The following is a 26,848-nucleotide window of genomic DNA, read 5'->3' on the forward strand; positions in this document are numbered from 1 at the left end:
TGCGTAACTATCGGGCGGACTCGGGAGTTCCCGGGGTATGGCCTTCACTCTCCCGTCACCCCGTATGCCGCTCGACGGCGGCACCGCGCGGTGGTACGAGCACGAGCTCGGGTGGGCGACGGGCGACGGGCCGCCGGTGCAGCTGCTCACCGGGCTGCGGTTCGATGTGCTCGAGCTGCCGGCCGACGCGGGCTTCGCGCTGCTGAAGCGGTACGAACGGACCGGGCCGGTCGCCCTCGCGGGGAGCAGGATGCGGCTGCTGGTGGCCGCCGGCGGCGCGGAAGAGCTGCCAGGCCTGCTGGACTGGCTGGAGTGGGGCGGGATCGGCCTCGATCTGACGGCCCTCGGCCCGGGCGGCTCGATGGCCGCACCGGCGCCACCGGGACGCGCCGTCCCCCTTGCCCCACCTGTCCCCCAGGGGGCCGCTGTGTGGGTGCGGCCCCCGGAGCCGGGACACGAGGTGGAGCCGTCACTGCCCGCGTTCGCCCCCGTCGGACGCGGTGCCGGACCCGGGGGCGGTGGGGGCACCCCCGACCTCGTACGGCTGGTGGACGCGGCGGCGAATGCCTGCCACCGGGCCCGTTTGGTGCGTACGAATGCGGCTGGGCCGCATGCGAATGCTCAGCCGTTGGCCTTCTCGTAAGCCTCGCGGATCTCGGCGGGAACACGACCGCGGTCGTTGACGCTGTAGCCGTTCTCCTTCGCCCACTTGCGGATCTCGGCAGTGTCCTTGTTGCCCGTCGCTGCGGCGACGCGGCCCTTTCCACGGCCGGTCGCGGCACGACCGCCAGTACGCCGGCCACCCTTGGTGTAGGGCTCGAGCAGGCCACGGAGCTTGTCCGCATTGGCGGTGGTGAGGTCGATCTCGTAGGTCTTGCCGTCCAGAGCGAACGTCACGGTCTCGTCCGCCTCGCCGCCGTCGAGGTCGTCGACAAGAAGGACCTGAACCTTCTGTGCCACCGGATTTCCTTTCATCGAAAATGCAGTACGCGGAAAGGAAACCGCTTTTCTCTGGAAAACACAAACCCCTGGCAGAGGTTCAGAACCCTGAGAACGCGGGAAACGTGCGCGATTCGGACATAGGGTTCCGCCGGGGGTTCAGTCCGGGGTTCAGTCCGGGGTTCCGTACGGGGTTCAGTCCGGGGTTCCGTACGGGGTTCAGTCCGGGGTTCCGTACAGCTTCCCGTCGATGCGGCGATCACAGGTGCAGAAGCATCCGACTGTTGCCCAAGGTGTTCGGCTTCACTCGTTCGAGACCGAGGAACTCGGCGACGCCCTCGTCATAGGAACGCAGCAGCTCGCTGTAGACATCTCCGTCGACCGGAGTCTCACCGATCTCCACGAACCCGTGCTTCGCGAAGAAGTCGACTTCGAAGGTGAGGCAGAATACCCGGCGCACACCGAGCCAGCGGGCCGTGTGCAGCAGCTGCCCCAGCACCTGATGACCGACGCCGAAGCCGCGGAACTGGGGGTCCACGGCGAGAGTACGTACTTCCGCGAGGTCTTCCCACATCACGTGGAGCGCGCCGCAGCCGACCACTCGGGCGTCCGTGTCGCGTTCCGCGACCCAGAACTCCTGGATGTCCTCGTAAAGCGTCACGGTGGCTTTGTCGAGCAGGATGCCTTCGCTCACGTAAGGGTCGACGAGACGGCGTACCGCCGCTACATCGCTGGTCCTGGCCCGCCGGACGGTGACGGCATTTGCTGCGGCATTGGGAAGCGGATGCGCTGACGACATGACCGGACGCTATCGTCCCGCTCCGTCCGCGCCCTCGGCGCCCTCGGTGTCCTGTTCGAGAGAACGTTCCTGGTGCACTTCGGGAGCGTCTTCCGCGGTGTCGCGCTGAACGACGCGGATCGCGTCCTGGAGTGCCTGGCGCTGCTCCGCCGACATCATCCCGAAGAAGGCGACAAGTGCCGCGGCGGGGTTGTCACTCTTCGACCAGGCTTCGTTCATCAGTGCGGCCGAGTAGGCGGCCCTGGTGGAGACGGCGGTATATCGATAGGCGCGGCCTTCGACTTCCCTGCGCACCCAGCCCTTCTGATGGAGATTGTCCATTACGGTCATGACGGTGGTGTAGGCGATGGACCGTTCCTGCTGGAGATCTTCCAGGACTTCGCGCACGGTCACCGGGCGGTTCCATTGCCAGATGCGCGTCATGACGGCGTCTTCGAGCTCTCCCAATTGACGGGGCACATCGCCACCATAGTCGGAGATGTCTGAATGGCTGGTTATTGACGTAGTTCGGGTACGAAAAAGGACGTACAGCTGTATTGAGCCGTACGTCCTGGAAGAAGCAGGGACCAACCGGGCCCGAGTTGCCGGCGGCGCCGGCGCCGCCGGTGTCAGGCCTCGGAGGGGCGGTCCGCCGGGGTGGACTGGCGGGCCGCCTCCGCGCGGGCGATCGCCGCGTCCACGGCGGCGTCCTCCTTGGCCTTGTTCGGGCCGCCCTGACTCTTGACGATGGTCACGACGAGGCCGATGAAGAAGACGGCCATCACCACGGGGGGCAGGAGCGCGGATACGTAGTCCATGCCCTCCAGAGTAGCTATCCGGCGGCCCGCTTCTCCGACGGGGGCACGGGGCGTCGGCGTGGCGGGAAGACCTCACCCGGCGTGGGGATCGGGCGGTCCGGCCTCGGCGCGGGCGCGGGCCCGGGCTTCGGGGCCGCCGGGCGGGGCTCCGGCTTGTCACCGGCGGCGGCCCGGCCGCCGGGGAGGGCCAGCAGCCGGACGCGCGGGGCCGGCGACGCGGCGGCAAGGGCGGCGCCACGGCCGTCGAGACGGGCTCGCACCGATTGCTCGGCCAGATCCTGGCAGCGCGCCAGCAGCGCGGCACCGACGGGTGTGCGGCGCAGGGAGCGCAGGGCCGCGAGGTCCTCGGGGGCGGGGTCGTACCCCGCGGCCAGGGCGTCCTGGAGGAGCTCCAGGTAGCCGGCGGCCGAGCCGGGGAGGGCATCGCGATAGCGGGCCAGGTCGGCGAGGAGGAACGCGCGCAGCCGGCCCGCCTCGAGGACGGCCTCGTCCACGGACTGGGCGAGTCGCAGGCAGTCCTGGACGACGTTCTCGCGGGGCTGGGCGGGGCTGAGGGCGATGGCGAGGGCGCGGCGGAGCACACGCAGTTCCTCCGCACTGAACGCCATGCCACCACGGGATCCGTATGGCGTGGGCATGGGCCGACAGTACGCGCTAATCGGACAAAATTCGTTTAACGTGACACCCGTGGCGCGGCGGCCCGTCCCCCCGGCATTCCGTGCGGCGTGCCGTAGCGGCGCTCCGCACGGCGTCGGCGTCACATACGCGAGACGTTCCGCTCGTACACGAGGCGCAGGCCGATCAGCGTCAGCCACGGCTCGTGCTCGTCGATCTCGGACGATTCGCCGAGCACCGTCGGGGCGAGACCACCGGTGGCGATCACGGTGACGTCGTCCGGGTCGTCCGCCAGCTCACGCTTCATGCGCTGGACGACGCCGTCCACCTGGCCCGCGAAGCCGTACACGATGCCCGCCTGCATCGCCTCGACCGTGTTCTTCCCGATCACGCTGCGCGGGCGGGCCAGCTCGATCTTGCGCAGCTGGGCGCCCTTGACGCCGAGGGCCTCGACCGAGATCTCGATGCCGGGGGCGATGACACCGCCCGCGTACTCGCCACGCGCGCTGACCGCGTCGAAGGTCGTGGCCGTGCCGAAGTCGACGACGATGGCAGGGCCGCCGTAGAGCTCGACGGCCGCGACCGCGTTGATGATGCGGTCCGCGCCGACCTCCTTGGGGTTGTCCGTGAGGACGGGCACGCCCGTCTTGACGCCGGGCTCGACGAGGACGGCGGGGACATCGCCGTAGTAGCGGCGGGTCACCTCGCGCAACTCGTGCAGCACGGAGGGAACGGTGGCGCAGATGGCGATGCCCTCGATGCCGTCGCCGAGCTCGTCGCCGAGCAGCGGGTGCATGCCCATCAGGCCGTTGAGCAGCACCGCGAGCTCGTCGGCGGTGCGGCGCGGGTCGGTGGAGACGCGCCAGTGCTCCACGATGTCCTCGCCGTCGAAGAGACCGAGGACGGTGTGGCTGTTGCCGACGTCGATGGTGAGCAGCATCAGTCCTGCGCCTCTCCGGCATCCGGGGCGTCCCGCAGGTCGAGGCCGATGTCGAGGATCGCGGAGGAGTGGGTGAGCGCCCCGACCGCGAGGTAGTCGACGCCCGTTTCGGCGTACGCGCGGGCGTTGGCGAGCGTGAGCCGGCCGGAGGACTCCAGCACCGCGCGGTTCTTGACGAGGGCGACGGCCTCCTCGGTCTCCACCGGGGTGAAGTTGTCCAGCAGGATCAGATCCGCGCCGGCGTCCAGGACCTCGCGGACCTGGTGGAGGGTGTCGACCTCCACCTCGATGGCGAGATCCGGGGTGCCCATGGCCGCGAGCGTCTCCCGGACGGCCTTGAAGGCCTGGGCGACGCCGCCCGCGGCGACGACGTGGTTGTCCTTGACGAGGGCCGCGTCGGAGAGGGACATGCGGTGGTTGACGCCACCGCCGCAGCGCACGGCGTACTTCTCCAGCGCGCGCAGGCCGGGCGTCGTCTTGCGGGTGTCGCGCACGCGCGCGTTGGTGCCTTCGAGGACATCGGCCCAGGCGCGGGTGGCGGTGGCGATGCCGGAGAGGCGGCACAGCAGGTTGAGGGCGCTGCGCTCGCCGGTGAGGAGGTCCCGGGTGCGGGTGGTGACGGAGAGGAGCTTCTGGCCCGCCTCGACGCGGTCCCCGTCCTCGACGTGGCGCTCGACCGTGAACTCGTCGGTGCACACGATCGAAAGTACGGCCTCGGCGACCCGGAGGCCCGCGACGACTCCGGACTCGCGGGCGGTGAAGTCGCCGGTGGCGACGGAGTCCTCGGGGACGGTGGCGACGGTCGTCACGTCGACGCCGCCGTCGAGGTCCTCCTCGATCGCGAGGTGCGCGATGTCCTCGACCTGGACGGGGTCGAGACCGGCCTCCGCGAGGAGCTCGGCGAGTGCCGGGTCGAGACCGCACTCGTACACCTCGTCGGCGCAGCCGCAGTCGTCGCCGCAGGCCGTCTCGTCGGCGGCGGGGGCGCCGATCTGGATCAGCGGTACGTCCACGGGCTCCGGACGTTCTTCGGGCGTGCTCACGGTTGCGACTCCCTGTCGGGGGTGGGGATGGCGGTGGGGATCGGGGCGGGGATGGGGGCGGTTGCGGGAAATGCTTCGGTGCGGGTGCGGTGCACGACGAGCCGCCGGTCGGCGGTGAGCCGTACGACGAGGTGGCGGCGCCACTCCGCGTCGTCACGGTCGGGGTGGTCCTCGCGCCAGTGGCAGCCGCGGGTCTCCGCGCGCTCGCGGGCGGCGGCGACGAGGACCCGGGAGACGAGCAGGAGGTTGGTGGCCTCCCAGGACTCCACGCCGGGCTCGGCGGCCTTGTCGAACTCGGCGCCCGGCTCCCCCGCGCCGGATCCCCCGGCGTGGGTGCCGGCAGCGAGGGTCTCCTCGGCGTCGCGCAGCGCGGACAGGTGCAGCGCCTCCAGTGCTTCCGCCGCGGCGTCGAGGCTCTCGGCGGAGCGGAGCACACCGGCGCCGTGCGTCATGATCCGCTGGATCTCGTGGCGCGCCTCGGGCGCGAGCAGGGGTACGCAGCCGTCGGCGGACACCGCGGATGCGGGTGGCGCGGCGTGCCCGGATGCGGGCGCCGAGGCAGGTGCGGGGGCCGACGCGGGTGCGGGGGCCGAAGCGGGTGCGGGTGTGGCCCGGTTCGCGGCAATGGTCTCGGCGATGCGCTCCGCGAAGACCAGACCCTCCAGGAGGGAGTTGGAGGCCAGGCGGTTGGCACCGTGGACGCCGGTGCAGGCGACCTCGCCGCAGGCGTAGAGGCCGGGCACCGTCGTGCGGCCGTGGAGGTCCGTGCGGACGCCGCCCGAGGCGTAGTGGGCGGCGGGGGCGACCGGGATCGGCTCCGTGACCGGGTCGATGCCGTGGCTGCGGCAGGCCGTGAGGATCGTGGGGAAGCGGGTCTCCCACATTTCGGCGCCGAAGTGACGGGCGTCCAGGTACATGTGGTCGGCGCCCTGCTCCTGCATGCGGCGCATGATGCCCTTGGCCACGATGTCGCGCGGGGCGAGCTCGGCCAGCTCGTGCCGGCCCACCATGAAGCGGGTGCCGGACGCGTCGACGAGATGGGCGCCCTCTCCCCGTACCGCCTCGGACACGAGGGGCTGCTGGCCCTCGGAGCCCGGGCCCAGGTACAGGACGGTCGGGTGGAACTGGACGAATTCGAGGTCGCTCACCTCGGCGCCCGCGCGCAGGGCGAGCGCCACTCCGTCGCCGGTGGACACCGACGGATTGGTGGTGGCGGAGAAGACCTGGCCCATGCCGCCGGTCGCCAGGACCACGGCCGGCGCGTGCACGGCGCCGACGCCGTCGTGCTGTCCCTCGCCCATGACGTGCAGGGTGATGCCGGCGGTGCGGCCGGCGTCGTCCGTCAGCAGGTCGAGCACCAGCGCGTGCTCGATGACGCGGATCGCGCCGTCGCGTATCGCCGTGGCCAGTGCGCGGGAGATCTCCGCGCCCGTCGCGTCGCCTCCCGCGTGGGCGATACGGCGCCGGTGGTGGCCGCCTTCGCGGGCGAGCGCGATGTCGCCCTCGGCGTCCGTGTCGAACCGGGCGCCCGTCAGGATCAGCCGTCGTACCGCGTCGGGGCCTTCGGTGACCAGCGTGCGTACGGCTTCCTCGTCGCACAGCCCGGCGCCCGCGACCAGGGTGTCGTCCAGATGCTGCCCGGGGGTGTCGCCCTCGCCGAGCGCCGCGGCGATACCGCCCTGCGCCCAGCGGGTGGAGCCGTCGTCGAGAAGTGCCTTGGTGACCACGACCGTACGGAGGCCGGCGGCCGTGCACCGCAGGGCCGCCGTCAGGCCCGCGACGCCGGAGCCGACAACCACGACGTCGGCATCGATGGCCCAGCCGGGAGCCGGAGCGTTCAGCCGTATGCCGGTGCTCGTCACACCGCTGCTCGTCGTACCGGTGCTCGTCGTACCGCTGCTCGCCGTACCGCTGCTCGTCATACCGGTGCTCATCACGAGGCAGCTCCGAAGGTCAGGGGGATGTTGTCGATCAGCCGCGTCGTGCCGACCCGCGCGGCGACGGCCATGATCGCCTCGCCGGCGTGGTCGTCGGGGACCTCGGTGAAGTCGGCCGGGTCGACCAGGGCCAGATAGTCGAGGGCGAGCGGCGGCGCCGCGTTTGCGGCCTCGTCGAGGACGGCCCGGGCCGCGGCGCGCACGGCGTCGGCACCTCCGCCGGGCTGGGCGGCGGCCACCGCGTGCGCATCGGCGGCCGCGCGGGCCTCGCCGAGCGCCGAGAGGGCGGCGGCACGCGCGGTGGACGCCGGCGCGGACTCGGCGCGAGCCCGCAGCGCCTGCTGGGCGGCGAGCCGGTCGTGGGCCGCGAAGAGGGCCCGGGAGAGCGCGAGGGAGGTATCCCGCTCCGCGGGCGACAGGTAGCGGTTGCGGCTGGAGAGCGCCAGGCCGTCCGGCTCCCGCACGGTCGGTACGCCGACGATCTCCACCGGGAAGTTCAGATCGCGGACCATGCGGCGGATCAGGGCGAGCTGCTGGGCGTCCTTCTGGCCGTACAGCGCGACATCCGGGCGGGTGAGGTGCAGCAGCTTGGCGACGACCGTGAGCATGCCGTCGAAGTGGCCGGGGCGGGAGGCGCCCTCCAGGAGCTCGCCCATGGGGCCCGCGGAGATCCGGACCTGTGGCGCTCCGCCCGGGTACACCTCGTCCGCGGACGGGGCGAACACGGCGTCGGCGCCCGCTTCTGCCGCGGTCTTCAGGTCCGCCTCAAGGGTGCGGGGGTAGCGGTCGAGGTCCTCGTGCGCCCCGAACTGCAGCGGGTTGACGAAGACCGTCACGACGACCTGGCCCATGGGACCGACGAGGGAACGGGCGGTGCGCACCAGGGTGGCGTGGCCCTCGTGAAGGGCGCCCATGGTCATGACGACGGCGCGCCGGGCGGGCGACGCCGGGGTGAGGGCGTGCAGCTCTGCGGCGGTGCGCAGCGTGTTGATCATCGGTCGTTCTCTCCGTCTGCTCCGTGCGAGCCGTCTGCTCCGTCCGCTCCGCGCGAGCCGTCTGCTCCGCGCGAGCCCTGCGAACCGTCCGCAAGGACCTCGAGGAGATCCTCGGCGAGCTCCGGCTTGAGCAGGCCGTGCGCGAGGGCACGGTCCGCGGTCGTCCGGGCCATGGCCAGATAGCCGGCGACCGTACCCGGCGCGTGCTTGCGCAGCTCCGACACGTGCGCGGCGACGGTGCCGGCGTCGCCACGGGCGACCGGCCCGGTGAGCGCGGCGTCACCGGAGCGCAGTGCGTTGTCGAGGGCGGCGCCGAGGAGCGGGCCGAGCATCCGGTCGGGGGCGGAGACCCCGGCGGTGCGGAGCAGCTCCATGGACTGGGCGACAAGGGTGACCAGGTGGTTCGCACCGAGGGCGAGGGCCGCGTGGTAGAGCGGGCGGGCCTCTTCCTCGATCCACTCGGGCTCACCGCCCATCTCGATGACCAGGGCCTCGGCGGCGAGCCGCAGCTCCTCAGGAGCGGTCACCCCGAAGGAGCAGCCGGCCAGCCGCTGGACGTCCACGGAGGTGCCCGTGAACGTCATGGCGGGATGCAGTGCGAGCGGGAGCCCGCCCGCGCGACGGGCGGGGTCGAGGACCGCCGTGCCGTACCGCCCCGAGGTGTGCACCAACAGCTGCCCCGGGCGGACCGCGCCCGTCTCGGCGAGGCCCTCGACCAGTCCGGGCAGGGCGTCGTCGGGAACGGTGAGCAGCACCAGCTCGGCCCGCGCGAGCACCTCGGCCGGGGGGACGATCGGTACGTCGGGCAGCAGCGCGGCGGCGCGGCGCACGGAGGCGTCGGAGACCCCGGAGACGGCGACCGGACGATGTCCTGCGAGCTGCAGGGACGCGGCGAGAGCGGGGCCGACGCGGCCCGCCCCGACCACACCCACGGTGAGGCGGGCCGGACGGTCCTTGGGGTCGGCCGGCTCATGGGCCGGTGGTGTTGCTGGCGGTGGTGGTGCGTTCACGCGCGGCGGCCTTCCGTTCCAGTCCGCAGGGGGTACCGGACGATTCTTCGTCATGCTACGCCAGCGTTTCGACGGACCTTCCGCTTGTCCACAGGCTGTGGAGGCGACAGCGGGTCCGGGCCGGGCGGTGCCTGTGGACAACGGCGCGTGGACGGCGGGCATGGGCGATGATCGCAGGATGGCGGAGAACGGGACGGGCAGCGCGGGGGTGAACGTGACGGGCCAGGTGGGGGTGAACGTGACGGGGAGCCCGGTGGAGGACATGGCGGGGGACGTGACGGGGCACGTGGCGGGGAACGGGACGGACGACGAGGCGGCGGAGGCGAGTGTGCCGGAGGAGAAGAGCGAGCAGGGGGAGAAGAGCGAGCAGGACGCGCGGCAGCGCAGGCTCGCCGCGTGGCGGGCCTCCGACCGGCTGTTGTGGCGCGGCTCGGCGGACGGCCGGATCGGCGAGCGTCTGGCCGCCCTGGCGGCGGAGGCCGGGACGATCCACGACCTGGACGAGGGCGTGGATTTGTACGGGGACGGTGTCGTCTCCGAGCTGGAGGGGCGGGTGGCGGCGCTGCTCGGGTTCCCGGCCGCGGCGTTCTTCCCGACCGGGACGATGGCCCAGCAGGTGGCGCTGCGGTCCTGGGCGGGGCGCACGGGGAACCGCACGGTGGCACTGCATCCGCTCGCCCATCCCGAGGTCCATGAGCGTGGCGCGCTCGGCGCGGTGAGCGGGCTGCGTACGGTCCACCCGACGCAGGAGCCGCGGCTGCCGACGGCCGCGGAGGTGCGGGCCCTCGACGAGCCGTTCGGCACGCTGATGCTGGAGCTGCCGTTGCGCGACGCGGGCTTCGTGCTGCCCGAGTGGGACGAGCTGGTGGACGTGGTGGAGGCAGCGCGCGAAATCGATGCGGTGGTGCATTTCGACGGCGCGCGGCTATGGGAGTGCGCCCCTCACTTCGGGCGCGGGCTCGAGGAGATAGCGGGGCTCGCGGACAGCGTGTACGTGTCGTTCTACAAGTCCCTGGAGGGGCTGTCCGGCGCGGTGCTGGCCGGGCCGGAGTCGCTCGTGAAGGAGGCGCGGGCGTGGCGGCACCGGTACGGCGGGCAGGTGTTCCAGCAGTACCCGGCGGTGCTGTCCGCGCTGCTCGGGCTGGAGCGCGAGCTGCCGCGGCTGCCGTCGTACGTCGGTCATGCCAAGACGGTCGCGGCGGCGCTGTCTGCCGGGTTCACGGACGCGCCGGGGGTGCCGTGGTTCCGGGTGCACCCGGAACCGCCGCACACCCACCAGTTCCAGGTCTGGCTGCCGTACGAGGCGGAGGTGCTGACCGAGGCGGGGGTCCGGCAGGCGGAGGACACCGGCGTCACCCTCTTCCGCCGCTGGTTCCCGGCGGCCGCCGGCGGCCCTCCGGGCGTCTCCGTGACGGAGGTGACGGTGTCCTCCCACGGCCTGTCGTGGACCGCCGACGACGTCCGGGCGGCGCTGGCGGACTTCATGGCGCGCGTACAGGCGGGGTAGGTGCGGGTCCGGGCTCCGGGCTCCGGGCTCCGGGCTCCGGGCTCCGGGCTCCGGGCTCCGGGCTCCGGGCTCCGGGCTCCGGGCTCCGGGCTCCGGGTCAGGCTCCCGCGCCGCCGCCCGCCCGCACCAGGCCGGTCTCGTACGCGAGGACCACGACCTGCACCCGGTCCCGCAGACTCAGCTTGGTGAGGATGCGCCCCACATGCGTCTTGACCGTGGCCTCCGACAGCACCAGCCGGGCGGCGATCTCGCCGTTCGACAGGCCCTGCGCGACGAGGAGCATGACCTCGCGCTCGCGGTCCGTGAGCCGCTCCAGCTCCTTGTGCTGGGGCTCCTTGTTGGTCGACGGAAGCAACGGCGAGAAGCGGTCCAGCAGCCGGCGCGTCGTGGACGGCGCGACCACCGCGTCACCGCTGTGCACGGAACGGATCGCGCCGAGCAGCTCACCCGGCGGCACGTCCTTCAGCATGAAGCCGCTGGCGCCCGCCTTGAGCCCCGAGAACGCGTACTCGTCGAGGTCGAAGGTGGTCAGGATCAGCACCTTGGGCGCGCCGGGCTGGGCGCAGATGCGGCTGGTCGCCTCCACCCCGTCGAGACGCGGCATGCGCACATCCATCAGCACCACGTCGACCGCCGTCGAGCGGAGGATCTCGATCGCCTCGGCCCCGTCACCGGCCTCCGCCACGACCTCCATGTCCGGCTGGGCGGCGAGCACCATCCGGAAGCCGGTGCGCAGCAGCACCTGGTCGTCGACGAGCATCACGCGGATGGTCATGTACGGAGTCCTTGTCTCGGGGGCGTGGTGAGCCGTCTCGGGGGCGTGGTCAGCCGTCTCAGTGCGTGGTGAGCCTAGTGGGCGGGCTTGAGCGGGAGCAGGGCGCTGATCCGGAATCCGCCGCCCGGCCGCGGCCCGGCGTCCAGCGTGCCGCCGACCATGCCGACGCGCTCCCGCATGCCGATGAGGCCGTGGCCCTTGCCGTCGGCGCCGCCGTCCTCGTACATCTCGTGGGCCGCACCCCTGCCGTCGTCCTCGACGAGCAGCCCGAGCCCGTCGTCGAAGTACACCAGCCGGACGCTCGCCCCGGCATCCGGACCGCCGTGCTTGCGGGTGTTGGTGAGGGCCTCCTGCACGATCCGGTACGCAGTGAGCTCCACACCGCTGGGCAGCGGGCGCGGGGTGCCCTCGATCTTGAAGTCGACCGTCAGGCCCGCGCTCCGCACCTGCTCGACCAGATCCTCGATCTGCTCGACGTCGGGCTGCGGCACGTACTCCCCGCTCTCCGGGGCGTCGCCCGTGCGCAGCACGCCCAGCAGTCGGCGCATCTCTGCGAGTGCCTGGCGGCCGGTGCTGGAGATGGTCTCCAGCGCCTGCCGGGCCTGGTCGGGCGCGGCGTCCAGAACGTACGCGGCACCGTCGGCCTGGACCACCATGACGGAGACGTTGTGCGCGACGACGTCGTGCAGCTCACGGGCGATACGGGCGCGCTCGGCGGCGACGGCGACCTTGGACTGCGCCTCACGCTCCTTCTCCAGCCGCGAGGCCCGCTCCTCGAGCTGGGCGAAGTAGGCGCGGCGGGTGCGCATCGAGTCGCCGAGCACCCAGGCCAGGGCGAACGGGACGGTCATGACGACACCGAAGAAGATCCGCCCGCCGATGCCGATGCTCTCCTCCGGCCAGCGGATCTGGGCGAGCGTGGCCGCGGACAGGCCGCCCAGCAGGGCGAGACGGGAGGCCCAGCGCGGTCCGTCGTGCGCGGCGACGGTGTAGATGATCGCCAGCATCGCGAGGTCCGCCGGGTTGGCTCTGATGTCCAGCGCGAGCTGGGCGGCGCCGAGGCCGGCCACGAGCAGCAGCGCCTTCTCGGGCATGCGGCGGCGCAGTGCGACGGCGAGGCACAGCAGCAGGACGATGGCGGCGGCCACGCCGCGCGGTTCCGCCCCGACATCCACCTGGACGACCCACAGCATGGAGAACCCGAAGAGCATCACAGCCCAGAAGCTGTCGACGCCCGTCGGGTGTCTGCGGAGGAAATCGTAGAGGCGCTGCACGTGACCCAGCGTAGGCAAGCCGGAAAGGTCCACGGGTCAACCGGAGGGTCGATCCGGTCGGGGGATGCCTACTCCCCAAGGTGGAGACTGGGCCACGTGACGTATGAGGTGGGACCACGTGACGTATGAGGTGGCGGAAGAGACGGGCCGGCCGGGCGGTGCCGAATGGATCCCGTGGCGGGAGGCGACGGAGCGCGCGCTGTACGGGCCGGCGGGCTTCTACCGGCGGCCCGAGGGGCCGGCCGGGCACTTCCGTACGTCCGTGCACGCTTCGCCGATCTACGCCGGTGCGGTCGCCCGGCTGCTGGTGGAGACCGCCGAGTCCCTGGCTCCGGGCACGGACGAGGTCGCGCTGGTCGACATGGGCGCGGGTCGCGGGGAGCTGCTGAGCGGGGTGCTCGCGGCGCTGCCCGAGGGCTTTCCGGTACGGGCGTACGCCGTCGAGCGCGCCGCCCGGCCCGACGGTCTCGACACACGCATCGAGTGGAGCGAGTGGCCCCCTTCCGGGGCGTCCGGGCTGCTTTTCGCGAACGAGTGGCTGGACAACGTCCCGGTGGACATCGCCGAGACGGACGGTTCCGGCGTCGCGCGGTACGTCCTGGTCCGCGCGGACGGCGAGGAGCGCCTCGGGGACCCGGTGACCGGGCCGGACGCCGAGTGGCTCGACCGCTGGTGGCCCATGGCCGGGCCCGGGGCGCGGGCGGAGATCGGCCGGCCGCGCGACGAGGCGTGGGCGGCCGCGGTCGCCACGCTGGACGCCGGGCTCGCGGTCGCCGTGGACTACGCGCACGACGCCGGCACCCGGCCGCCTTTCGGCACGCTGACGGGCTTCCGCTCGGGCCGCGAGACCCAGCCCGTGCCGGACGGGAGCTGCGACATCACCGCGCACGTCGCCCTGGACGCCTGCGCGGGGCCTGGCGCCGAGCTGGTGAGCCAGCGCGAGGCCCTCCACCGCCTCGGCGTCTCGGGCGGGCGTCCGCCGCTCGCCCTGGCCTCGTCGGACCCCACGGCGTACGTCCGCGCCCTGGCGTCGGCGGGCGAGGCCGCCGAGCTGACCGCACGCGGCGGCCTCGGCGACTTCACCTGGCTGCTGCAGCCGGTCCCGGCAGGGTGAGCGGAGCCCCGCCGCCGAAGCCCCCGCCCGTTCCCGTAGCTGGCCCTCCCGTTCCTGCCCCGCCCGTTCCCGTACCTGTGGGGCAAGACCTGTAGGGCAGGACGGGCCGGGCAAGACCTGTGGGGGAGGGTCCCCGGAGCCCCGTACGGCCCTTCGGCCGTGTCCTCGATCGCCGCACAGGCCGGATCCCGGAGGCGGAGCCCCGGCCGGGGCGCGTCCACCCGCTGGGCGGGGCCGCACCCACTCACCCCCGCGAGGGATACTGTCGCCCATGACGGAGACGACGTTCGGCATCGGCGGCGCGGCGGAGAGCACCGACATGGTGCTGAACATCGGGCCGCAGCATCCCTCCACGCACGGCGTGCTGCGCCTTCGTCTCGTCCTGGACGGGGAGCGCATCCAGCACGCCGAGCCGGTGATCGGCTACATGCACCGCGGTGCGGAGAAGCTCTTCGAGGCGCGCGACTACCGGCAGATCGTGATGCTGGCCAACCGCCACGACTGGCTGTCCGCGTTCTCGAACGAACTGGGCGTCGTCATGGCCGTCGAGCGCATGCTCGGCATGGAGGTCCCGGAGCGTGCGGTCTGGCTTCGTACGCTCCTGGCCGAGCTGAACCGCGTCCTCAACCACCTGATGTTCCTTGGGTCGTACCCCCTCGAACTGGGTGGAATCACCCCGATCTTCTACGCCTTCCGTGAGCGGGAGGACCTCCAGCACGTGATGGAGGAGATCTCCGGCGGCCGGATGCACTACATGTTCAACCGCGTCGGCGGCCTCAAGGAGGACCTCCCCGCCGGCTGGACCGGCCGGGCCAGGGCCGCGATCGCCGAAGTCCGTTCCCGCATGGACGTGTACGACCGGCTCGTCCTCGGCAACGAGATCTTCCGTGGCCGTACCCGCGGCATCGGCATCCTGACCCCGCAGACCGCGCACGCGTACGGAGTCTCGGGACCGATCGCGCGCGCCTCCGGCGTCGACTTCGACCTCCGGCGCGACGAGCCGTATCTGGCCTACGGCGAGCTCCAGGACACCCTGAAGGTCGCCACCCGCACCGAGGGCGACTGCCTGGCGCGCTTCGAGTGCCTGCTGGACCAGACGCACAACTCGCTGGAGCTGGCGGACGCCTGTCTGGACCGGCTGGCCGAGCTGCCGCCCGGGCCGGTCAACCAGCGGCTGCCGAAGGTGCTGAAGGCCCCCGAGGGCCATACGTACGCCTGGACCGAGAACCCCCTGGGCATCAACGGCTACTACCTCGTCTCCAAGGGCGAGAAGACGCCGTACCGCCTCAAGCTCCGCTCGGCCTCGTACAACAACATCCAGGCCCTGACCGAGCTGCTGCCGGGCACGCTGGTCGCCGACATGGTGGCGATCCTGGGATCGCTGTTCTTCGTCGTCGGCGACATCGACAAGTAGCGACCGTCAGCCGAGCGCGCTGCTGGGCCGCGCGCCGCGCAGGACATCACGGCCAGGACGGCGATGCCCTGACGTCGCCGTCAGGGCATCGCGGTCAGGACATCACCGTCAGGAAATCGCGCTGCGCAGCTCCGCCACGTCCAGCTGCTCGGTCTCGTCGTGCGCCGTCAGGTCGATGACCTTGCCCACCGCGCGGTCCTCGGTGCTCCCCATGAGCTTCGCCTGGGCGGTACCCCCGGCTTCGGCAAGGGCCTCCTCGCCCACCACGTCCGCCAGGTCCTCGTTCTGGACCGAGGCGAGCTGGGCGGGTTCGAGAGCCGCTACCGGCTTCTTCCCCGCAGAACCTGCAGAACCGTTGGTAGCGGCAGAACCTGCGGTACCGGCAGTCGCGGTGGCCTGCGCAGCCTGCTCGGCCTGCCCGGCCTGCGTGCCGAAGAAGTCGAAGCCGCCCTGGGGGCGCGGTGCCCGACGGCGCTGCGCGGAGTAGGGGACGATCGCCGCGGCGACCGGCACCCGTGTGGCGGGGACGGCGGACGACGGGCGGGCGTGCTGCTCTCCCCCGGCGACCGCCGCGTGCTTCCCCTGCGGCTCGTCCGCCTCTCGCGCCCGCTCGGCCAGATCGCGCTTGCGGGCCTCCTCGACGGTGCGCCTGGCCTCCTGGGCCGCGGCGTTGCGCGACAGGTCGTCCAGCGCCTTGGCCGCCCGCAGATACGCGGACGGCGTCGGCGTGGACCCGGCCGGGGGCAGCTCCTTGGGCGCGGCCGCTTCGAGCGCGAGCTGCCTGCGGCCTTCGAGCGCGGTGGCCCGCTCGGTCTCGGCGGTCGCGTACCGCCGCAGCAGCGCGGCGTGCTCGTTGCGCAACCCGGCCAGTTCGACCCGCTTTGAGCGGAGTTTCGCGTCGAGCTTGGCGCGCAGCTCGCGGGATTCGTCGAGGTCGGTCTCCAGCTCGGCTATTCGCTCCTCGGTCTTCCACGCGTCGCTGGCGCGGGCGCGGGTGAGCTCGGCGACGCGGCGGCCCGCGCTCCGGTCCCAACTGCGCATGAGGACAGCGCCGGTGACCGCAGCGGCGGCAGCGGCCGCGACCAGGGTGCGAAGCACGACCGGATCCGCGAGTAGCCAGGCGCCGGCGGCACAGAGCACCGAGGCTCCGGCGACCGCGGAAGGCGGCAGGAGCCTGTGCAGAGGTGGGGAATGGCGGTGGCGTCCACGTGGCATGGCCTGAAATTTACCGTGCGTAGGTGACGAATGGGGGGTCAGCCCGGCAATCTCTTCGCCACAAGGACACATCCCTTCGGCATGCCGGGCCGGCTCCCTTTGTCCGCGGCCGCCCTTCCGCTATCCGCCGCCCTTCCGCGGCTACTTCTTGATCAGGCCCTTGGACTCCAGATACTCCTTCGCGACGTCCTCGGGCTTCGCCCGCTCCGCGTCCACCTTCCGGTTCAGCTCGACGAGATCCGTCGTCGTCAGCGCCTTGGAAAGCGCGCCGAGCGCGTCGGCTATCTCCTGCGCGCCCGCGTCCTTCGCATTGACCACCGGCAGTACGTTGTCGGCGTTCTGGAGCTTCTTGTCGTCCTCCAGCAGCACCAGGCCGAAGCTCTCCAGCGTGGCGTCGGTCGTGGTGGTCAGCACCAGCTGGTCCTCACCGTCCTTGACCGCCTGCTTGGCCTGCGGCGTGCCGACGCCCTTCGGGTCCACGCCCGCCACATCGATGCCATAGGTCTTCTTCAGACCCGGTGCGCAGAACGGCCGTACCTCGCACTCGTCACCGGCCGCGATCTTGACCTTGATCTTCGACCTGCCGAGATCGGAAAGGGTCTTGAGCTTGTTCTTCTCGGCGAATTCCTTGCTCACCGCGAACGCGTTCTGGTCGACGGCCTCTCCGGCGGGCAGCACCTTCAGACCGCGCGGCGTCGCGAGCTTCTCCAGACCGGCGACGGTGGCGGCGACATCACTCGACGCGACGGGCTTCTCCTCGGGTGCCTTCGGCCCGTTCGCCTTGGCGTTGAGGAATTCCGCGATCGTCGCCGCGTATTCCGGTACGACGTCGATCTCACCCTTCTCCAGGGACGGTTCGTACAGCTCGCGGTTCTTCACGGTCGTCACCGACGCGCTGTATCCGGCGTCGCGCAGCACCTGGGCGTAGAGCTCGGCCAGCACCTTGGACTCCGTGAACGCCGCGGCGCCGACGACGAGCGAGCCCTTCTTTCCGCCGCCCGCGTCACCGCCCGAGCCTCCGGAGCTCCCCTTCTCCTGCTCCAGGCTGTCGCCGCCGCACGCGGCGAGCGAGCCGACGAGGGCCACGACGCCCAGAACCGCACCCGCGATGCGCGAGGTCTTGCTCATCAGGTCACCATCCAAGGGAGTGAGTCGTCACACGGTTTTCCGAAGGGGACTGCACAAGCGGTCCACCCCCACCAGCACGGCCTCCACCAGGAGGGCGAGCACGGCCACGAGCAGGGCGCCCGCGACCACTTGCGGAGTGTTGTACGTGTTGAACCCAGCCGTGATGATCCGGCCGAGGCCGCCCTGTCCGACCATCGCCGCGATCGTCGCGGTGGCGACGACCTGGACGGCGGCCGAGCGCAGCCCGGTCATGACCATCGGGTACGCGAGCGGCAGCTCGACCCGCACGAAGAGCTGCCGGCCCGACATCCCCATGCCCCGCGCGGCCTCCACCACCGCCCGGTCCACCCCCCGCATGCCCACGTAGGCGTTGGTGAGCAGCGGGGGCACGGCGAAGAGCACCAGCGCGGTGATCGTCGGGACATAACCGGCGCTGCGCAGCGGCGTCACCATGAAGAGCGCGAGCACCGCGAAGACGGGAATGGCCCGGCCTGCGTTCGAGATGTTCACGGCGATCGCGCCGCCGCGGCCGATGTGCCCCAGGTACAGCGCGATCGGCAGCGCGATGGCGCAGGCCAGGGCAAGGGCGGTCCCGCTGACGTACAGGTGCTCCCCGAGCCGGTGCCAGGCACCGCTCTCCCCCGACCAGTTGGCTGTCGTGGTCAGCCACGTCCAACTCTTGGCCAGTACGTCCATCAGTGGGCCCCCCGGGTCCCCGCGGCCCGTATTCGGGTCCAGGGCGTGAGCAGGCGCTGCACGCCCAGGAGCAGCAGATCGGCGGCGACGGCCAGCAGCACACAGAGCACGGAAGCGGTCAGCACCTGTGCCTTGAAGAAGCTGGGCAGCGCGTCCTCGATGAGGTTGCCCAGGCCGCCGCGGCCCACGATCGAGCCGACCGTGGTGAGCGCGATCGTCGAGACCGTGGCGATCCGCAGTCCGGCCATCAGCGCCGGCAGGGCCAGCGGAAGCTCGACCTCCCACAGCAGCCTGCCCGGCCCGTACCCCATGCCGCGAGCCGCCTCGCGCGCCTCGTCGGGCACCGCTTCCAGGCCCGCCAGGATGTTGCGTACGAGAATCGTCAGCGAATAGAGCACCAGGCCCGTGATCACCAGGGCGGCGGAGAGTCCGAAGAACGGTAGCAGCAGCGAGAACATCGCCAGCGACGGAACGGTGTAGAGCACCGTCGTCAGACCGAGGACCGGGCCCGACAGGCGCGGATGGCTGCGGGCGAGCAGCGCCAGCGGAAAAGCCACCGCCAGCCCGATCGCGACCGAGACCACGGTGATCCAGACATGCTGGACCGTCGCGTCGATCAACTCCCCGCTGCGGGAACGGAGATATTCGCCGCAGATCCAGTCGTTCGCCACCAGGCAGCCCTGACCTGCCATTTGCCCCCACCCCCGATCCGGCGTTCGACTTGTTCGACCGGATACCGACCCTATCCCCCGCCACTGACAATCGCCGAGGAGCTTCGCGTTCCAGCAACACTGCCTTCACACAAGCCCCGCCGTGACCCGTCACAATGGGGAACCATGATCCGATTCGAGCACGTCACCAAGCGGTATCCGGACGGCACCACCGCCGTGGACGACCTCTCCTTCGAGGTGGCCGCCGGCGAACTGGTCACGCTCGTCGGACCTTCCGGCTGCGGCAAGACGACCACGATGAAGATGGTCAACCGGCTCATCGAGCCGACCGAGGGGCGGATATACCTCGACGGGGACGACATATCCGATATCGACCCCGTCGAGCTGCGCCGCCGTATCGGCTATGTCATCCAGCAGGTCGGGCTCTTCCCCCACAAAACGGTCCTGGAGAACACCGCCACCGTGCCCCATCTGCTGGGCTGGAAGCGCGCCAGGGGCCGCGAGCGCGCCGCCGAACTCCTCGATCTCGTCGGCCTGGACCCCAGCGTCTACGGCGACCGCTACCCCGAGCAGCTCTCCGGCGGCCAGCGACAGCGCGTGGGCGTGGCCCGGGCGCTGGCCGCGGACCCGCCGGTCCTGCTGATGGACGAGCCCTTCGGCGCCGTCGACCCCGTCGTACGCGACCATCTGCAGAGCGAGTTCCTCAAGCTGCAGGCCGCCGTCCGCAAGACGGTCCTCTTCGTCACCCATGACATCGAGGAGGCCGTCCGGCTCGGCGACCGTATCGCCGTCTACGGGCAGGGCAGGATCGAGCAGTTCGCCGCACCTGCCGCCGTGCTCGGCGCCCCGGCCACCCCGTACGTCGCGGACTTCGTCGGCGCGGACCGCGGGCTCAAGCGGCTGTCCGTCACCCCGATCGAGGAGGGCGACCTCGAACAGCCCCCGGTGGTGCACCTCGACGACCCGCTGCCCCGCAAGCTCGGCTCCCGCTGGGCCGTCGTCCTGGACCACGAGGACAATCTGCACGGCTGGATCTCGGCCGAGCACGCCGCCCGCAGCGGTTCCGTACGCGAGCATGCCCGCCGCATGGAGGCCTGGCTGCCCGTCGGCGCCTCCCTGAAGCAGGCCTTCTCGACGATGCTGCAGCACGACGCCGGCTGGATCGCCGTCATCGACAAGGAGGAGACGGGACGTTTCCTCGGCGTCCTGACCCCGGCTCGGCTGCACGAGGCGCTGCGCCGCTCCATCGACGCCGACGCCCAGGACATCCCGCGTACCGAGGTGGAGCTGGAGACCGTGGAGACGGTGAAGGCGGTGAAGGCGGCTACACCGCGCTGAGGCGGCCGCTCATCCACACCAGGGCCGGCGGGATCTCGCGGCGCCAGGTGTTGAAGTTGTGTCCGCCGCTGTCGAGCGTGATGGACGAGACCCGCGCGGGCGCCTTCACCTTCTTGATGAAGTCGAGGGTGCCCTTGAGGTTGCCCTCGCCCTCCTTGGACGTGGTGACCAGGAACGACGAGGCGCCCTGCGGCCGGTGGTCCAGGCTCCACAGCAGATTGGCCCGGTTCCGCTCGCTCTTGTTCCCGTGGAAGAGGTTGCCGGTCGTCGGGTCCTCGGCGGCCTTGTAGTACGCGGAAAGACCCGCGCCCGCGGCGAACTGCTCGGGGTGGTGCATGGCGATCTTCAGCGCGCAGTAGCCGCCCGTCGAGTTGCCGATGAAGCCCCAGTTACGCGGCTTGGTGCCGACGCGGTACGACTCCGACACGGCGGCCGGCAGGTCCTTGGCGAAGAACGTCTCGGTCCGGGGTCCGTTCGGAATGTCGACGCACTCGGTGTCCCGGGGCGGCGCGACGGTCGGCCGCAGCATCACCAGGATCATCGGCTGCATCTTTCCGTCCTTGGCCTGCTGGTGAGCCGTTCTCGGGTACTTGAGGCCCTTGAGGAGGTTCTCCGCGGTGCCCGGGTAGCCGGTCAGGACCACCGCTGCGGGAAAGGTCTTCTTCGCGTACGCGGGCTGGAAGTACTCGGGCGGCAGATAGACGTACGCGGGGCTCTTGATGTCCGACTTCGCACCGTGGATCACGATCTTCTGTATCTGCCCGCCTGCGGCCGGTCGCGAGCCGCCCGGGACGTCCAGCTTCTGCTTGCCGACCACCTTGATGCGCTTGCCGCCGGCCGAGTGGTCGACGACCACGCCCATGTCCTGCTGCTGGCCGAAGAGATCGGCCCAGGAGCCGTAGAACAGGAAGGAATTGTTGGCGGCAAGGCCGACCGAGGCGAACAGTGCCAGCTGGGTCATCAGCAGCAACCCCACCCTGCCGAGCACGGCTCGCCAGCTGCGGCGGGACAGCCGCGGCCAGAGCCAGATCGTCGCGGCGAAGAGAGCAACTGCGGCCAGGACGGCCAGCGCCAGAACCTTGTTACTGGTGAGACCCATGAGGCTATCGAGCTTCTTCCGTGAGAATTTCCTGAGTGCGAGTGAACCCGCCGCCCCGAAGTCCCGTCCTAGAGAGCGCAAATTGTCCGGGCCGACTGTTCTGCGGCCGAGGACTCACGATCTCTCTCGGAGCCACGGGAAGCGATGTCTGTCACGATAGATGGGGATAAGTCGGGCTTGGTTCCGGTTGCCGTACGCCGGATCCTCAGCGGCCCGCGCGCCGAATCCGTACCTGCGCTCGTCGGCACGGCCTGCACCTTCATCGGCCTGATCGACGTCGCCGCAGGTGTCTTCCCGCGCTTCCGGCACAGCCGGATGCACGCCTTCGCCGAGGTGCTCCCGGGCGCCCTCGGCCCCTTCGCCGCCGCGCTCTCGCTCAGCGCGGGCGTCCTGCTGCTGCTGCTCGCGCACGGCCTCAAGCGGCACAAGCGGCGTGCCTGGCGCGCCGCGATCGTCCTGCTGCCGGCCGGCGCCGCCGCCCAGTTCATCTACCGGGACTCGGTCATCGGCGTCCTGCTGTCGCTGGTGCTGCTCGCCCTTCTGCTGCGCCACCGCAGCCAGTTCGCGGCGCTGCCCGACCCGAGCAGCCGCTGGCGGGCCCTCGCCAACTTCGTCCTGATGGGCGCGGGTTCGCTGGGCCTCGGTCTGGTCATCGTCAGCGCCCATCCGCGCAAGGTGATCGGCAACCCCAGCCTCATCGACCGCCTCGAGCACGTCCTGTACGGCCTCTTCGGCTTCGAAGGACCGGTGCGCTACGAGTCCGGCGTCGACTGGACCGTCGGCTACTCACTCGGCGCGCTCGGCCTGCTCACCGCCATCACCACCATCTACCTGGCCTTCCGCCCCGAGCACCCGGCCGCCCGGCTCACCGAGGACGACGAGGCAAGGCTGCGCGAACTGCTCGCCAAGCACGGCGGCCGCGACTCCCTCGGCCACTTCGCGCTCCGCCGCGACAAGGGCGTCGTCTTCTCCCCCAGCGGCAAGGCCGCCGTCACCTACCGCGTCGTCTCCGGTGTGATGCTCGCCAGCGGCGACCCGATCGGCGACGTCGAGGCCTGGCCCGGCGCCATCGAGCGCTTCATGGACGAGGCCAAGGCCCACTCCTGGACCCCTGCCGTCATGGGCTGTTCCGAGACCGGCGGAGAGGTGTGGACCCGCGAGACCGGCCTGGACGCCCTGGAGCTCGGCGACGAGGCGGTGGTGGACGTCGCGGATTTCTCGCTGACCGGGCGCGCCATGCGGAACGTGCGCCAGATGGTGAAGCGCATCGAGCGCAACGGTTACGAGACCCGCGTACGCCGCGTCCGTGACCTCTCCGAAGGAGAGCTGGAGCGGATACGCCAGGCCGCGGACGACTGGCGCGGCACCGAGACCGAGCGCGGCTTCTCCATGGCCCTCGGCCGGATCGGCGACCCCTCCGACGGCGACAGCGTGATCGCCACCGCCCACAAGCAGGACGAGGGCGAGCCGGGCCCGTACGGCGACCTGAAGGCCGTCCTCCACTTCGTCCCCTGGGGTACGGACGGCATGTCCCTGGACCTGATGCGCCGCGACCGCTCCGCCGACCCCGGCATGAACGAGTTGCTGATCGTCGCCGCGCTGCAGGCCTCCCCCAAGCTCGGCATCGAGCGGGTCTCGCTGAACTTCGCGATGTTCCGCTCGGCGCTCGCCCGCGGCGAGAAGCTGGGCGCCGGCCCTGTGCTGCGCACCTGGCGCGGATTGCTGGTGTTCCTCTCCCGCTGGTTCCAGATCGAGTCGCTGTACAAGTTCAACGCCAAGTTCCGGCCGCGCTGGGAGCCGCGCTTCGTGGTCTTCCGCAACACCCGCGACCTGCCGCGCATCGGCTTCGCCGCGATGCAGGCGGAGGGCTTCGTGACCTTCGCCCTGCCGCGCCCGTTCCGCCGCCGCCGGCCGGCCCCCGCGCCCCGCCCCTGCGCCCACATCCGCCCGGCCACCGCCGACGGACACGAGGCCCGCGCGGCGTAGCCGCTGCGGCGGCGGCATAGGAGGCCGGCATACGGGCCTAGGCTGGTCGTATGAGTACGTTGCGCGGACGGGGCACGGCCGTGGGCCTGCCGGAGTGGGACCGCTGTGCGGTCATGGGAGTCGTCAATGTGACGCCCGACTCCTTCTCCGACGGAGGCCGCTGGTTCGACACCACGGCCGCCGTCAAGCACGGTCTCGACCTGGTCGCCGAGGGCGCCGACCTCGTGGACGTGGGCGGTGAGTCCACCCGGCCCGGCGCCACCCGGGTCGACGAGGACGAGGAGTTGCGGCGCGTCATCCCCGTCGTACGGGGTCTGGCGGCCGAGGGCGTCACCGTCTCCGTCGACACCATGCGCGCCTCGGTCGCCACGCAGGCGGTCGCGGCCGGCGCGGTGCTGGTCAACGACGTCTCCGGCGGCCTCGCCGACCCGGAGATGGTCCCGGCCGTCGCCGCCGCCGAGGTGCCCTTCGTCGTCATGCACTGGCGCGGCTTCAGCGAGGACATGAACAGCAGGGCGGTGTACGCGGACGTCGTCGCCGAGGTCGTCGCGGAGCTGCGGGAACGGATGGACGCGGTGGTCGCGGGCGGTATCGCGCCCGAACGGATCGTCGTCGACCCCGGCCTGGGCTTCGCCAAGCAGGCAGAGCACGACCTCGCGCTGGTCGCCCACCTCGCCTCGCTGCGCGAGCTCGGCCGCCCGCTGCTGGTCGCGGCTTCCCGCAAGCGGTTCCTGGGCCATGTGCTGGCCGGCGGCTCCGCGACCCCGCCGCCCGCCCGGGAGCGCGACGCGGCCACCGCCGCGGTCTCCGCGATCGCCGCCCACGAGGGCGCGTGGGCGGTCCGCGTCCACGAGGTACGGGCCACGGCGGACGCGGTACGGGTGGCCCGGGCCGTAGAGGGAGCACAGTGAGCGACGCCGGCGAGGCCACCGAGCCGCAGACAGCCGTCAAACCCGCACCTCTGCGCCGAGCCGGCGGAGAAGCGAACGGAAGAGCACAGTGAGCGACGCAGGCGAGGCCACCGAGCCGCAGACAGCCGTCAAACCCGCACCTCTGCGCCGAGCCGGCGGAGAAGCGAACGGAAGAGCACAGTGAGCGACGCAGGCGAGGCCACCGAGCCGCAGACAGCCGTCGAAGTCGCGCCTGTGTGCCTGAGGGCAGGTGGTCTGCCGCCTGCCTCCGCCGGGGGTACTCCCATCCAGACGCCGGCTCTGGGGACGATCGGAACGGCACTGTGACACCTCGTACCGACGTCGAAAAGGTCGAGGAGGCCAACACCGCCTTCTACGAGGCGATGGAGCGCGGTGACTTCGAGGAGATCTCCGCGCTCTGGCTGGACGGCGCGGGCGGCGATGACATCTCGTGCGTGCATCCCGGGTGGCCGGTGTTGTCCGGGCGCGGCGAGGTGCTCCGTTCGTACGCCCTGATCATGGCGAACACCGAGTACATCCAGTTCTTCCTGACCGATGTCCGGGTCAGTGTGGCCGGGGACACGGCCGTCGTCACCTGTACCGAGAACATCCTCAGCGGCGGGCCGGCGGAGCAGGAGGGCGAGCTCGGGCCGCTCGTCGGGCAGCTGGTCGTGGCCACGAATGTGTTCCGCCGCACACCTCACGGGTGGAGAATCTGGTCACACCACGGGTCACCCGTACTTGCCGAATCCGAGGACGAGGAGAACGACGAGTCCCCCTCCTGAGTGGGTAAACGGGCTTGTGGGGGTTCGATTCGCTCATGCGGGGTAGGCGCGGCTACCAGTCGCCAACGGTTATGTCCATAGCCCCCGTGGGCGGGCGTTGTCGGTGCTCGCAGGTAGATTCGAATCAGTGCACTGCTGCCGCCCGCACGCGGCTGCGTGCGCGCAGGACCTACGACAGCAGGAGTGATTCGCGTGGATCGTGTCGCGCTGCGCGGCCTCAAGGCCCGCGGGCACCATGGCGTCTTCCCCCGGGAGCGCGAGGAGGGCCAGACCTTCATCGTGGACCTGGTGCTCGGCCTCGACACCCGCCCCGCGGCGGCGGACGACGACCTGGCGAAGACCGTTCACTACGGCGTGGTGGCGGAGGAGGTCGTCGATGTCGTCCAGGGCGAGCCGGTGGATCTGATCGAGACGCTCGCGGAGCGCATCGCCCAGCAGTGCCTCAAGCACGCGGGCGTCCAGGAGGTCGAGGTGGTCGTGCACAAGCCGGACGCCCCGATCACCGTCCCGTTCGACGATGTGACCATCACGATCACCCGGAGCCGAGTATGAGCGATCCCACCGTGCAGCCCGTACCCGCCGCTGTGGTCGAGCAGGTCGACGCGGCGGACGTCACCCTGTCCAATCCGAAACGGGCCGTGATCGCGCTCGGCGCCAACCTGGGCAACCGGCTGGAGACGCTCCAGGGCACCATCGACGCACTGGAGGACACGCCCGGCGTGCGGGTCAAGGCGGTCTCCCCGGTGTACGAGACGGAGCCGTGGGGCGTCGAGCCCGGCTCCCAGCCGGCGTACTTCAACGCGGTGGTGCTGGTGAAGACCACCCTGCCGCCCAGCTCCCTGCTGGAGCGCGGCCAGGCCATCGAGGAGGCCTTCGACCGGGTGCGCGAGGAGCGTTGGGGGCCGCGCACGATCGACGTGGACATCGTGGCGTACGCGGATGTGGTCTCCGACGACCCGGTTCTGACCCTGCCGCACCCGCGGGCCCATGAGCGGGCCTTCGTCCTCGCCCCGTGGCACGACGTGGAGCCCGAGGCCCAGGTGCCGGGCCGCGGGCCGGTCGCCGAGCTGCTCGCGAGCGTGGGCCGGGAGGGTGTCGCGGCGCGCGCCGACCTGGAACTCCGCCTGCCCGAGTAGTCGTTAGGCTCTTGGGGTCGGCACGGTACGACCTGCCGACACGCCAAGACTCCCAAGACGAAGGACACGCGGTGAAGCAACTACGGCTCGGGGTGCTGGCCGGACTCTTCGCCGTGGCCGGGGTGCTGTCCTGGGGCGGCGCCCGCCTGTGGGACTCGATCGGCACCCTGCCGAGCGTGCCGCTGGCCGCGCCGATCGTCCTGGCGGCGATCGCCGCGGTCCTCACGGCGACCGCGATCTCGCTTCGCGCCCGTCTTCGCGCCCAGCGCGAGCGCCGTCCCGGCGCGAAGGGCGTCGAGCCCCTGATGGCGGCGCGCGCGGTGGTCTTCGGCCAGGCCAGCGCCCTCGTCGCGGCGATCGTCAGCGGTATGTACGGCGGGACGGGCGTCTTCCTTCTCGGCTCCCTGGACATCCCGGCCCGCCGGGACCAGGCGATCTACGCCGCGTTCTCGGTCCTGGCGGGCATCGCGGTGATCGCGGCGGCGTTCTTCCTGGAGCGGGTCTGCAAACTCCCCGAGGACGAGGACGAGGACAACGGCCCGGGCCACGTCCCGGCACGCTAGCGAGGGCGGCCCCCACACCCCGGCTGGGCGCCGGGGGCCTCATGAGGCTGCGCCCCCATCCGGGCTCACCACGGCTCACGGACCAGGTGCCCGTTCACGAGGAAAGTCGGGTACGGGTCGCCGGTAGCTGTAGAGGGTGAACGGCTTGACCGGAATGGCAC

Annotated in this window: 28 protein-coding genes; 11 read left to right on the forward strand and 17 right to left on the reverse strand. The window is 71.5% G+C overall.

The annotated features are described in order from the left end of the window. The first annotated feature begins 37 nt into the window (after window positions 1-37). Window positions 38-643, forward strand: a complete 606-nt coding sequence (locus AC0699_RS10160; protein ID WP_478658023.1) for an SCO3374 family protein — start codon at window positions 38-40, stop codon at window positions 641-643. Here the strand turns inward: AC0699_RS10160 and AC0699_RS10165 are convergent. The 10 genes from AC0699_RS10165 to AC0699_RS10210 form a co-directional block, all read right to left on the reverse strand. Beyond that, the gene (locus tag AC0699_RS10165) at window positions 622-960 is read right to left on the reverse strand and encodes a histone-like nucleoid-structuring protein Lsr2 (protein ID WP_453661405.1); all 339 of its coding nucleotides are present in this window, start codon (window positions 958-960) and stop codon (window positions 622-624) included. The two genes, AC0699_RS10160 and AC0699_RS10165, sit on opposite strands and share 22 nt — an antisense overlap. Before the next feature lie 238 nt (window positions 961-1,198). Continuing rightward, window positions 1,199-1,738, reverse strand: a complete 540-nt coding sequence (locus tag AC0699_RS10170; protein ID WP_478658026.1) for an amino-acid N-acetyltransferase — start codon at window positions 1,736-1,738, stop codon at window positions 1,199-1,201. Between the two features lie 9 nt (window positions 1,739-1,747). Continuing rightward, entirely contained in the window at window positions 1,748-2,197 is a 450-nt protein-coding gene (locus AC0699_RS10175; protein ID WP_469770769.1) for a BlaI/MecI/CopY family transcriptional regulator, read from the reverse strand. A gap of 149 nt (window positions 2,198-2,346) precedes the next feature. Beyond that, window positions 2,347-2,535 carry a hypothetical protein gene (locus AC0699_RS10180; RefSeq protein WP_469770768.1) on the reverse strand — a complete coding sequence of 63 codons (189 nt, stop codon included), beginning with the start codon at window positions 2,533-2,535 and terminating at the stop codon, window positions 2,347-2,349. A 14-nt stretch (window positions 2,536-2,549) separates the two neighbouring features. Then, window positions 2,550-3,143, reverse strand: a complete 594-nt coding sequence (locus tag AC0699_RS10185; RefSeq protein WP_478658539.1) for a hypothetical protein — start codon at window positions 3,141-3,143, stop codon at window positions 2,550-2,552. A 149-nt stretch (window positions 3,144-3,292) separates the two neighbouring features. Beyond that, window positions 3,293-4,090: a type III pantothenate kinase gene (locus AC0699_RS10190; protein ID WP_478658029.1), complete on the reverse strand. Its 798-nt coding sequence runs from the start codon at window positions 4,088-4,090 to the stop codon at window positions 3,293-3,295. Further along, on the reverse strand, window positions 4,090-5,133 hold the full coding sequence (gene nadC / locus AC0699_RS10195) for a carboxylating nicotinate-nucleotide diphosphorylase (RefSeq protein ID WP_478658032.1): 1,044 nt from the start codon (window positions 5,131-5,133) through the stop codon (window positions 4,090-4,092). Before nadC ends, AC0699_RS10190 begins: the two co-directional genes overlap by 1 nt. Then, complete coding sequence (locus AC0699_RS10200) at window positions 5,130-7,055, reverse strand: L-aspartate oxidase (protein ID WP_478658542.1); 1,926 nt, start codon at window positions 7,053-7,055, stop codon at window positions 5,130-5,132. Before AC0699_RS10200 ends, nadC begins: the two co-directional genes overlap by 4 nt. 11 nt (window positions 7,056-7,066) lie before the next feature. Then, window positions 7,067-8,065, reverse strand: a complete 999-nt coding sequence (gene panC / locus AC0699_RS10205; RefSeq protein ID WP_478658034.1) for a pantoate--beta-alanine ligase — start codon at window positions 8,063-8,065, stop codon at window positions 7,067-7,069. Continuing rightward, the gene (locus tag AC0699_RS10210; RefSeq protein ID WP_478658036.1) at window positions 8,062-9,129 is read right to left on the reverse strand and encodes a Rossmann-like and DUF2520 domain-containing protein; all 1,068 of its coding nucleotides are present in this window, start codon (window positions 9,127-9,129) and stop codon (window positions 8,062-8,064) included. The genes panC and AC0699_RS10210 overlap by 4 nt, the downstream gene beginning before the upstream one ends. 208 nt (window positions 9,130-9,337) lie before the next feature. Between AC0699_RS10210 and AC0699_RS10215 the strand changes: the two genes are divergently transcribed. Continuing rightward, on the forward strand, window positions 9,338-10,582 hold the full coding sequence (locus AC0699_RS10215; RefSeq protein ID WP_478658545.1) for a threonine aldolase family protein: 1,245 nt from the start codon (window positions 9,338-9,340) through the stop codon (window positions 10,580-10,582). Between the two features lie 97 nt (window positions 10,583-10,679). On the opposite strand, the gene AC0699_RS10220 is transcribed toward AC0699_RS10215, so the two are convergent. Together AC0699_RS10220 and AC0699_RS10225 are read right to left on the reverse strand one after the other, a co-directional pair. Continuing rightward, the gene (locus AC0699_RS10220) at window positions 10,680-11,357 is read right to left on the reverse strand and encodes a response regulator transcription factor (RefSeq protein ID WP_478658038.1); all 678 of its coding nucleotides are present in this window, start codon (window positions 11,355-11,357) and stop codon (window positions 10,680-10,682) included. A gap of 74 nt (window positions 11,358-11,431) precedes the next feature. Further along, complete coding sequence (locus AC0699_RS10225; RefSeq protein ID WP_478658040.1) at window positions 11,432-12,631, reverse strand: sensor histidine kinase; 1,200 nt, start codon at window positions 12,629-12,631, stop codon at window positions 11,432-11,434. A gap of 118 nt (window positions 12,632-12,749) precedes the next feature. Here AC0699_RS10225 and AC0699_RS10230 point away from each other — a divergent pair, with 118 nt between their 5' ends. Together AC0699_RS10230 and AC0699_RS10235 are read left to right on the forward strand one after the other, a co-directional pair. Further along, on the forward strand, window positions 12,750-13,745 hold the full coding sequence (locus AC0699_RS10230) for an SAM-dependent methyltransferase (RefSeq protein WP_478658042.1): 996 nt from the start codon (window positions 12,750-12,752) through the stop codon (window positions 13,743-13,745). Between the two features lie 271 nt (window positions 13,746-14,016). Further along, window positions 14,017-15,159, forward strand: a complete 1,143-nt coding sequence (locus tag AC0699_RS10235; protein WP_478658045.1) for an NADH-quinone oxidoreductase subunit D — start codon at window positions 14,017-14,019, stop codon at window positions 15,157-15,159. Between the two features lie 108 nt (window positions 15,160-15,267). Here the strand turns inward: AC0699_RS10235 and AC0699_RS10240 are convergent, their stop codons facing one another. The 4 genes from AC0699_RS10240 to AC0699_RS10255 all read right to left on the reverse strand — a co-directional run bounded on the left by AC0699_RS10240 (window position 15,268) and on the right by AC0699_RS10255 (window position 18,890). After that, on the reverse strand, window positions 15,268-16,374 hold the full coding sequence (locus tag AC0699_RS10240; RefSeq protein ID WP_478658047.1) for a hypothetical protein: 1,107 nt from the start codon (window positions 16,372-16,374) through the stop codon (window positions 15,268-15,270). 141 nt (window positions 16,375-16,515) lie between these two features. Continuing rightward, window positions 16,516-17,502, reverse strand: coding sequence for an ABC transporter substrate-binding protein (locus AC0699_RS10245; protein ID WP_478658049.1), 987 nt, complete (start codon window positions 17,500-17,502; stop codon window positions 16,516-16,518). A gap of 27 nt (window positions 17,503-17,529) precedes the next feature. Next, complete coding sequence (locus AC0699_RS10250) at window positions 17,530-18,198, reverse strand: ABC transporter permease (protein WP_478658051.1); 669 nt, start codon at window positions 18,196-18,198, stop codon at window positions 17,530-17,532. After that, window positions 18,198-18,890 carry an ABC transporter permease gene (locus tag AC0699_RS10255; RefSeq protein ID WP_469770756.1) on the reverse strand — a complete coding sequence of 231 codons (693 nt, stop codon included), beginning with the start codon at window positions 18,888-18,890 and terminating at the stop codon, window positions 18,198-18,200. Before AC0699_RS10255 ends, AC0699_RS10250 begins: the two co-directional genes overlap by 1 nt. Window positions 18,891-19,034: 144 nt before the next feature. Between AC0699_RS10255 and AC0699_RS10260 the strand changes: the two genes are divergently transcribed. Then, window positions 19,035-20,207 carry an ABC transporter ATP-binding protein gene (locus tag AC0699_RS10260; protein WP_478658054.1) on the forward strand — a complete coding sequence of 391 codons (1,173 nt, stop codon included), beginning with the start codon at window positions 19,035-19,037 and terminating at the stop codon, window positions 20,205-20,207. Here AC0699_RS10260 and AC0699_RS10265 read toward each other — a convergent pair. Continuing rightward, window positions 20,194-21,306 carry an alpha/beta hydrolase gene (locus tag AC0699_RS10265; protein WP_478658057.1) on the reverse strand — a complete coding sequence of 371 codons (1,113 nt, stop codon included), beginning with the start codon at window positions 21,304-21,306 and terminating at the stop codon, window positions 20,194-20,196. The two genes, AC0699_RS10260 and AC0699_RS10265, sit on opposite strands and share 14 nt — an antisense overlap. A 144-nt stretch (window positions 21,307-21,450) precedes the next feature. On the opposite strand from AC0699_RS10265, the gene AC0699_RS10270 reads away from it, so the two are divergent. From AC0699_RS10270 to AC0699_RS10295, 6 genes are all read left to right on the forward strand, one after another. Beyond that, window positions 21,451-23,292 (forward strand): phosphatidylglycerol lysyltransferase domain-containing protein, encoded by a 1,842-nt coding sequence (locus AC0699_RS10270; protein ID WP_478658060.1) that lies wholly within the window; start codon window positions 21,451-21,453, stop codon window positions 23,290-23,292. 50 nt (window positions 23,293-23,342) lie between these two features. Beyond that, a complete protein-coding gene (folP, locus tag AC0699_RS10275) occupies window positions 23,343-24,203 on the forward strand; it encodes a dihydropteroate synthase (protein ID WP_478658062.1) in 861 nt (286 codons plus the stop codon). Window positions 24,204-24,526: 323 nt separating this feature from the next. Next, on the forward strand, window positions 24,527-24,988 hold the full coding sequence (locus AC0699_RS10280) for a nuclear transport factor 2 family protein (RefSeq protein WP_469770751.1): 462 nt from the start codon (window positions 24,527-24,529) through the stop codon (window positions 24,986-24,988). Between the two features lie 192 nt (window positions 24,989-25,180). Continuing rightward, the gene (gene folB / locus AC0699_RS10285) at window positions 25,181-25,540 is read left to right on the forward strand and encodes a dihydroneopterin aldolase (RefSeq protein ID WP_453661061.1); all 360 of its coding nucleotides are present in this window, start codon (window positions 25,181-25,183) and stop codon (window positions 25,538-25,540) included. Then, complete coding sequence (gene folK / locus AC0699_RS10290; RefSeq protein WP_478658066.1) at window positions 25,537-26,124, forward strand: 2-amino-4-hydroxy-6-hydroxymethyldihydropteridine diphosphokinase; 588 nt, start codon at window positions 25,537-25,539, stop codon at window positions 26,122-26,124. The genes folB and folK overlap by 4 nt, the downstream gene beginning before the upstream one ends. A 71-nt stretch (window positions 26,125-26,195) precedes the next feature. Continuing rightward, the gene (locus AC0699_RS10295; RefSeq protein WP_478658069.1) at window positions 26,196-26,687 is read left to right on the forward strand and encodes a DUF3180 domain-containing protein; all 492 of its coding nucleotides are present in this window, start codon (window positions 26,196-26,198) and stop codon (window positions 26,685-26,687) included. Window positions 26,688-26,848 lie beyond the last annotated feature (161 nt).

The sequence above is a fragment of the Streptomyces sp. NPDC043870 genome, assembly GCF_056435785.1.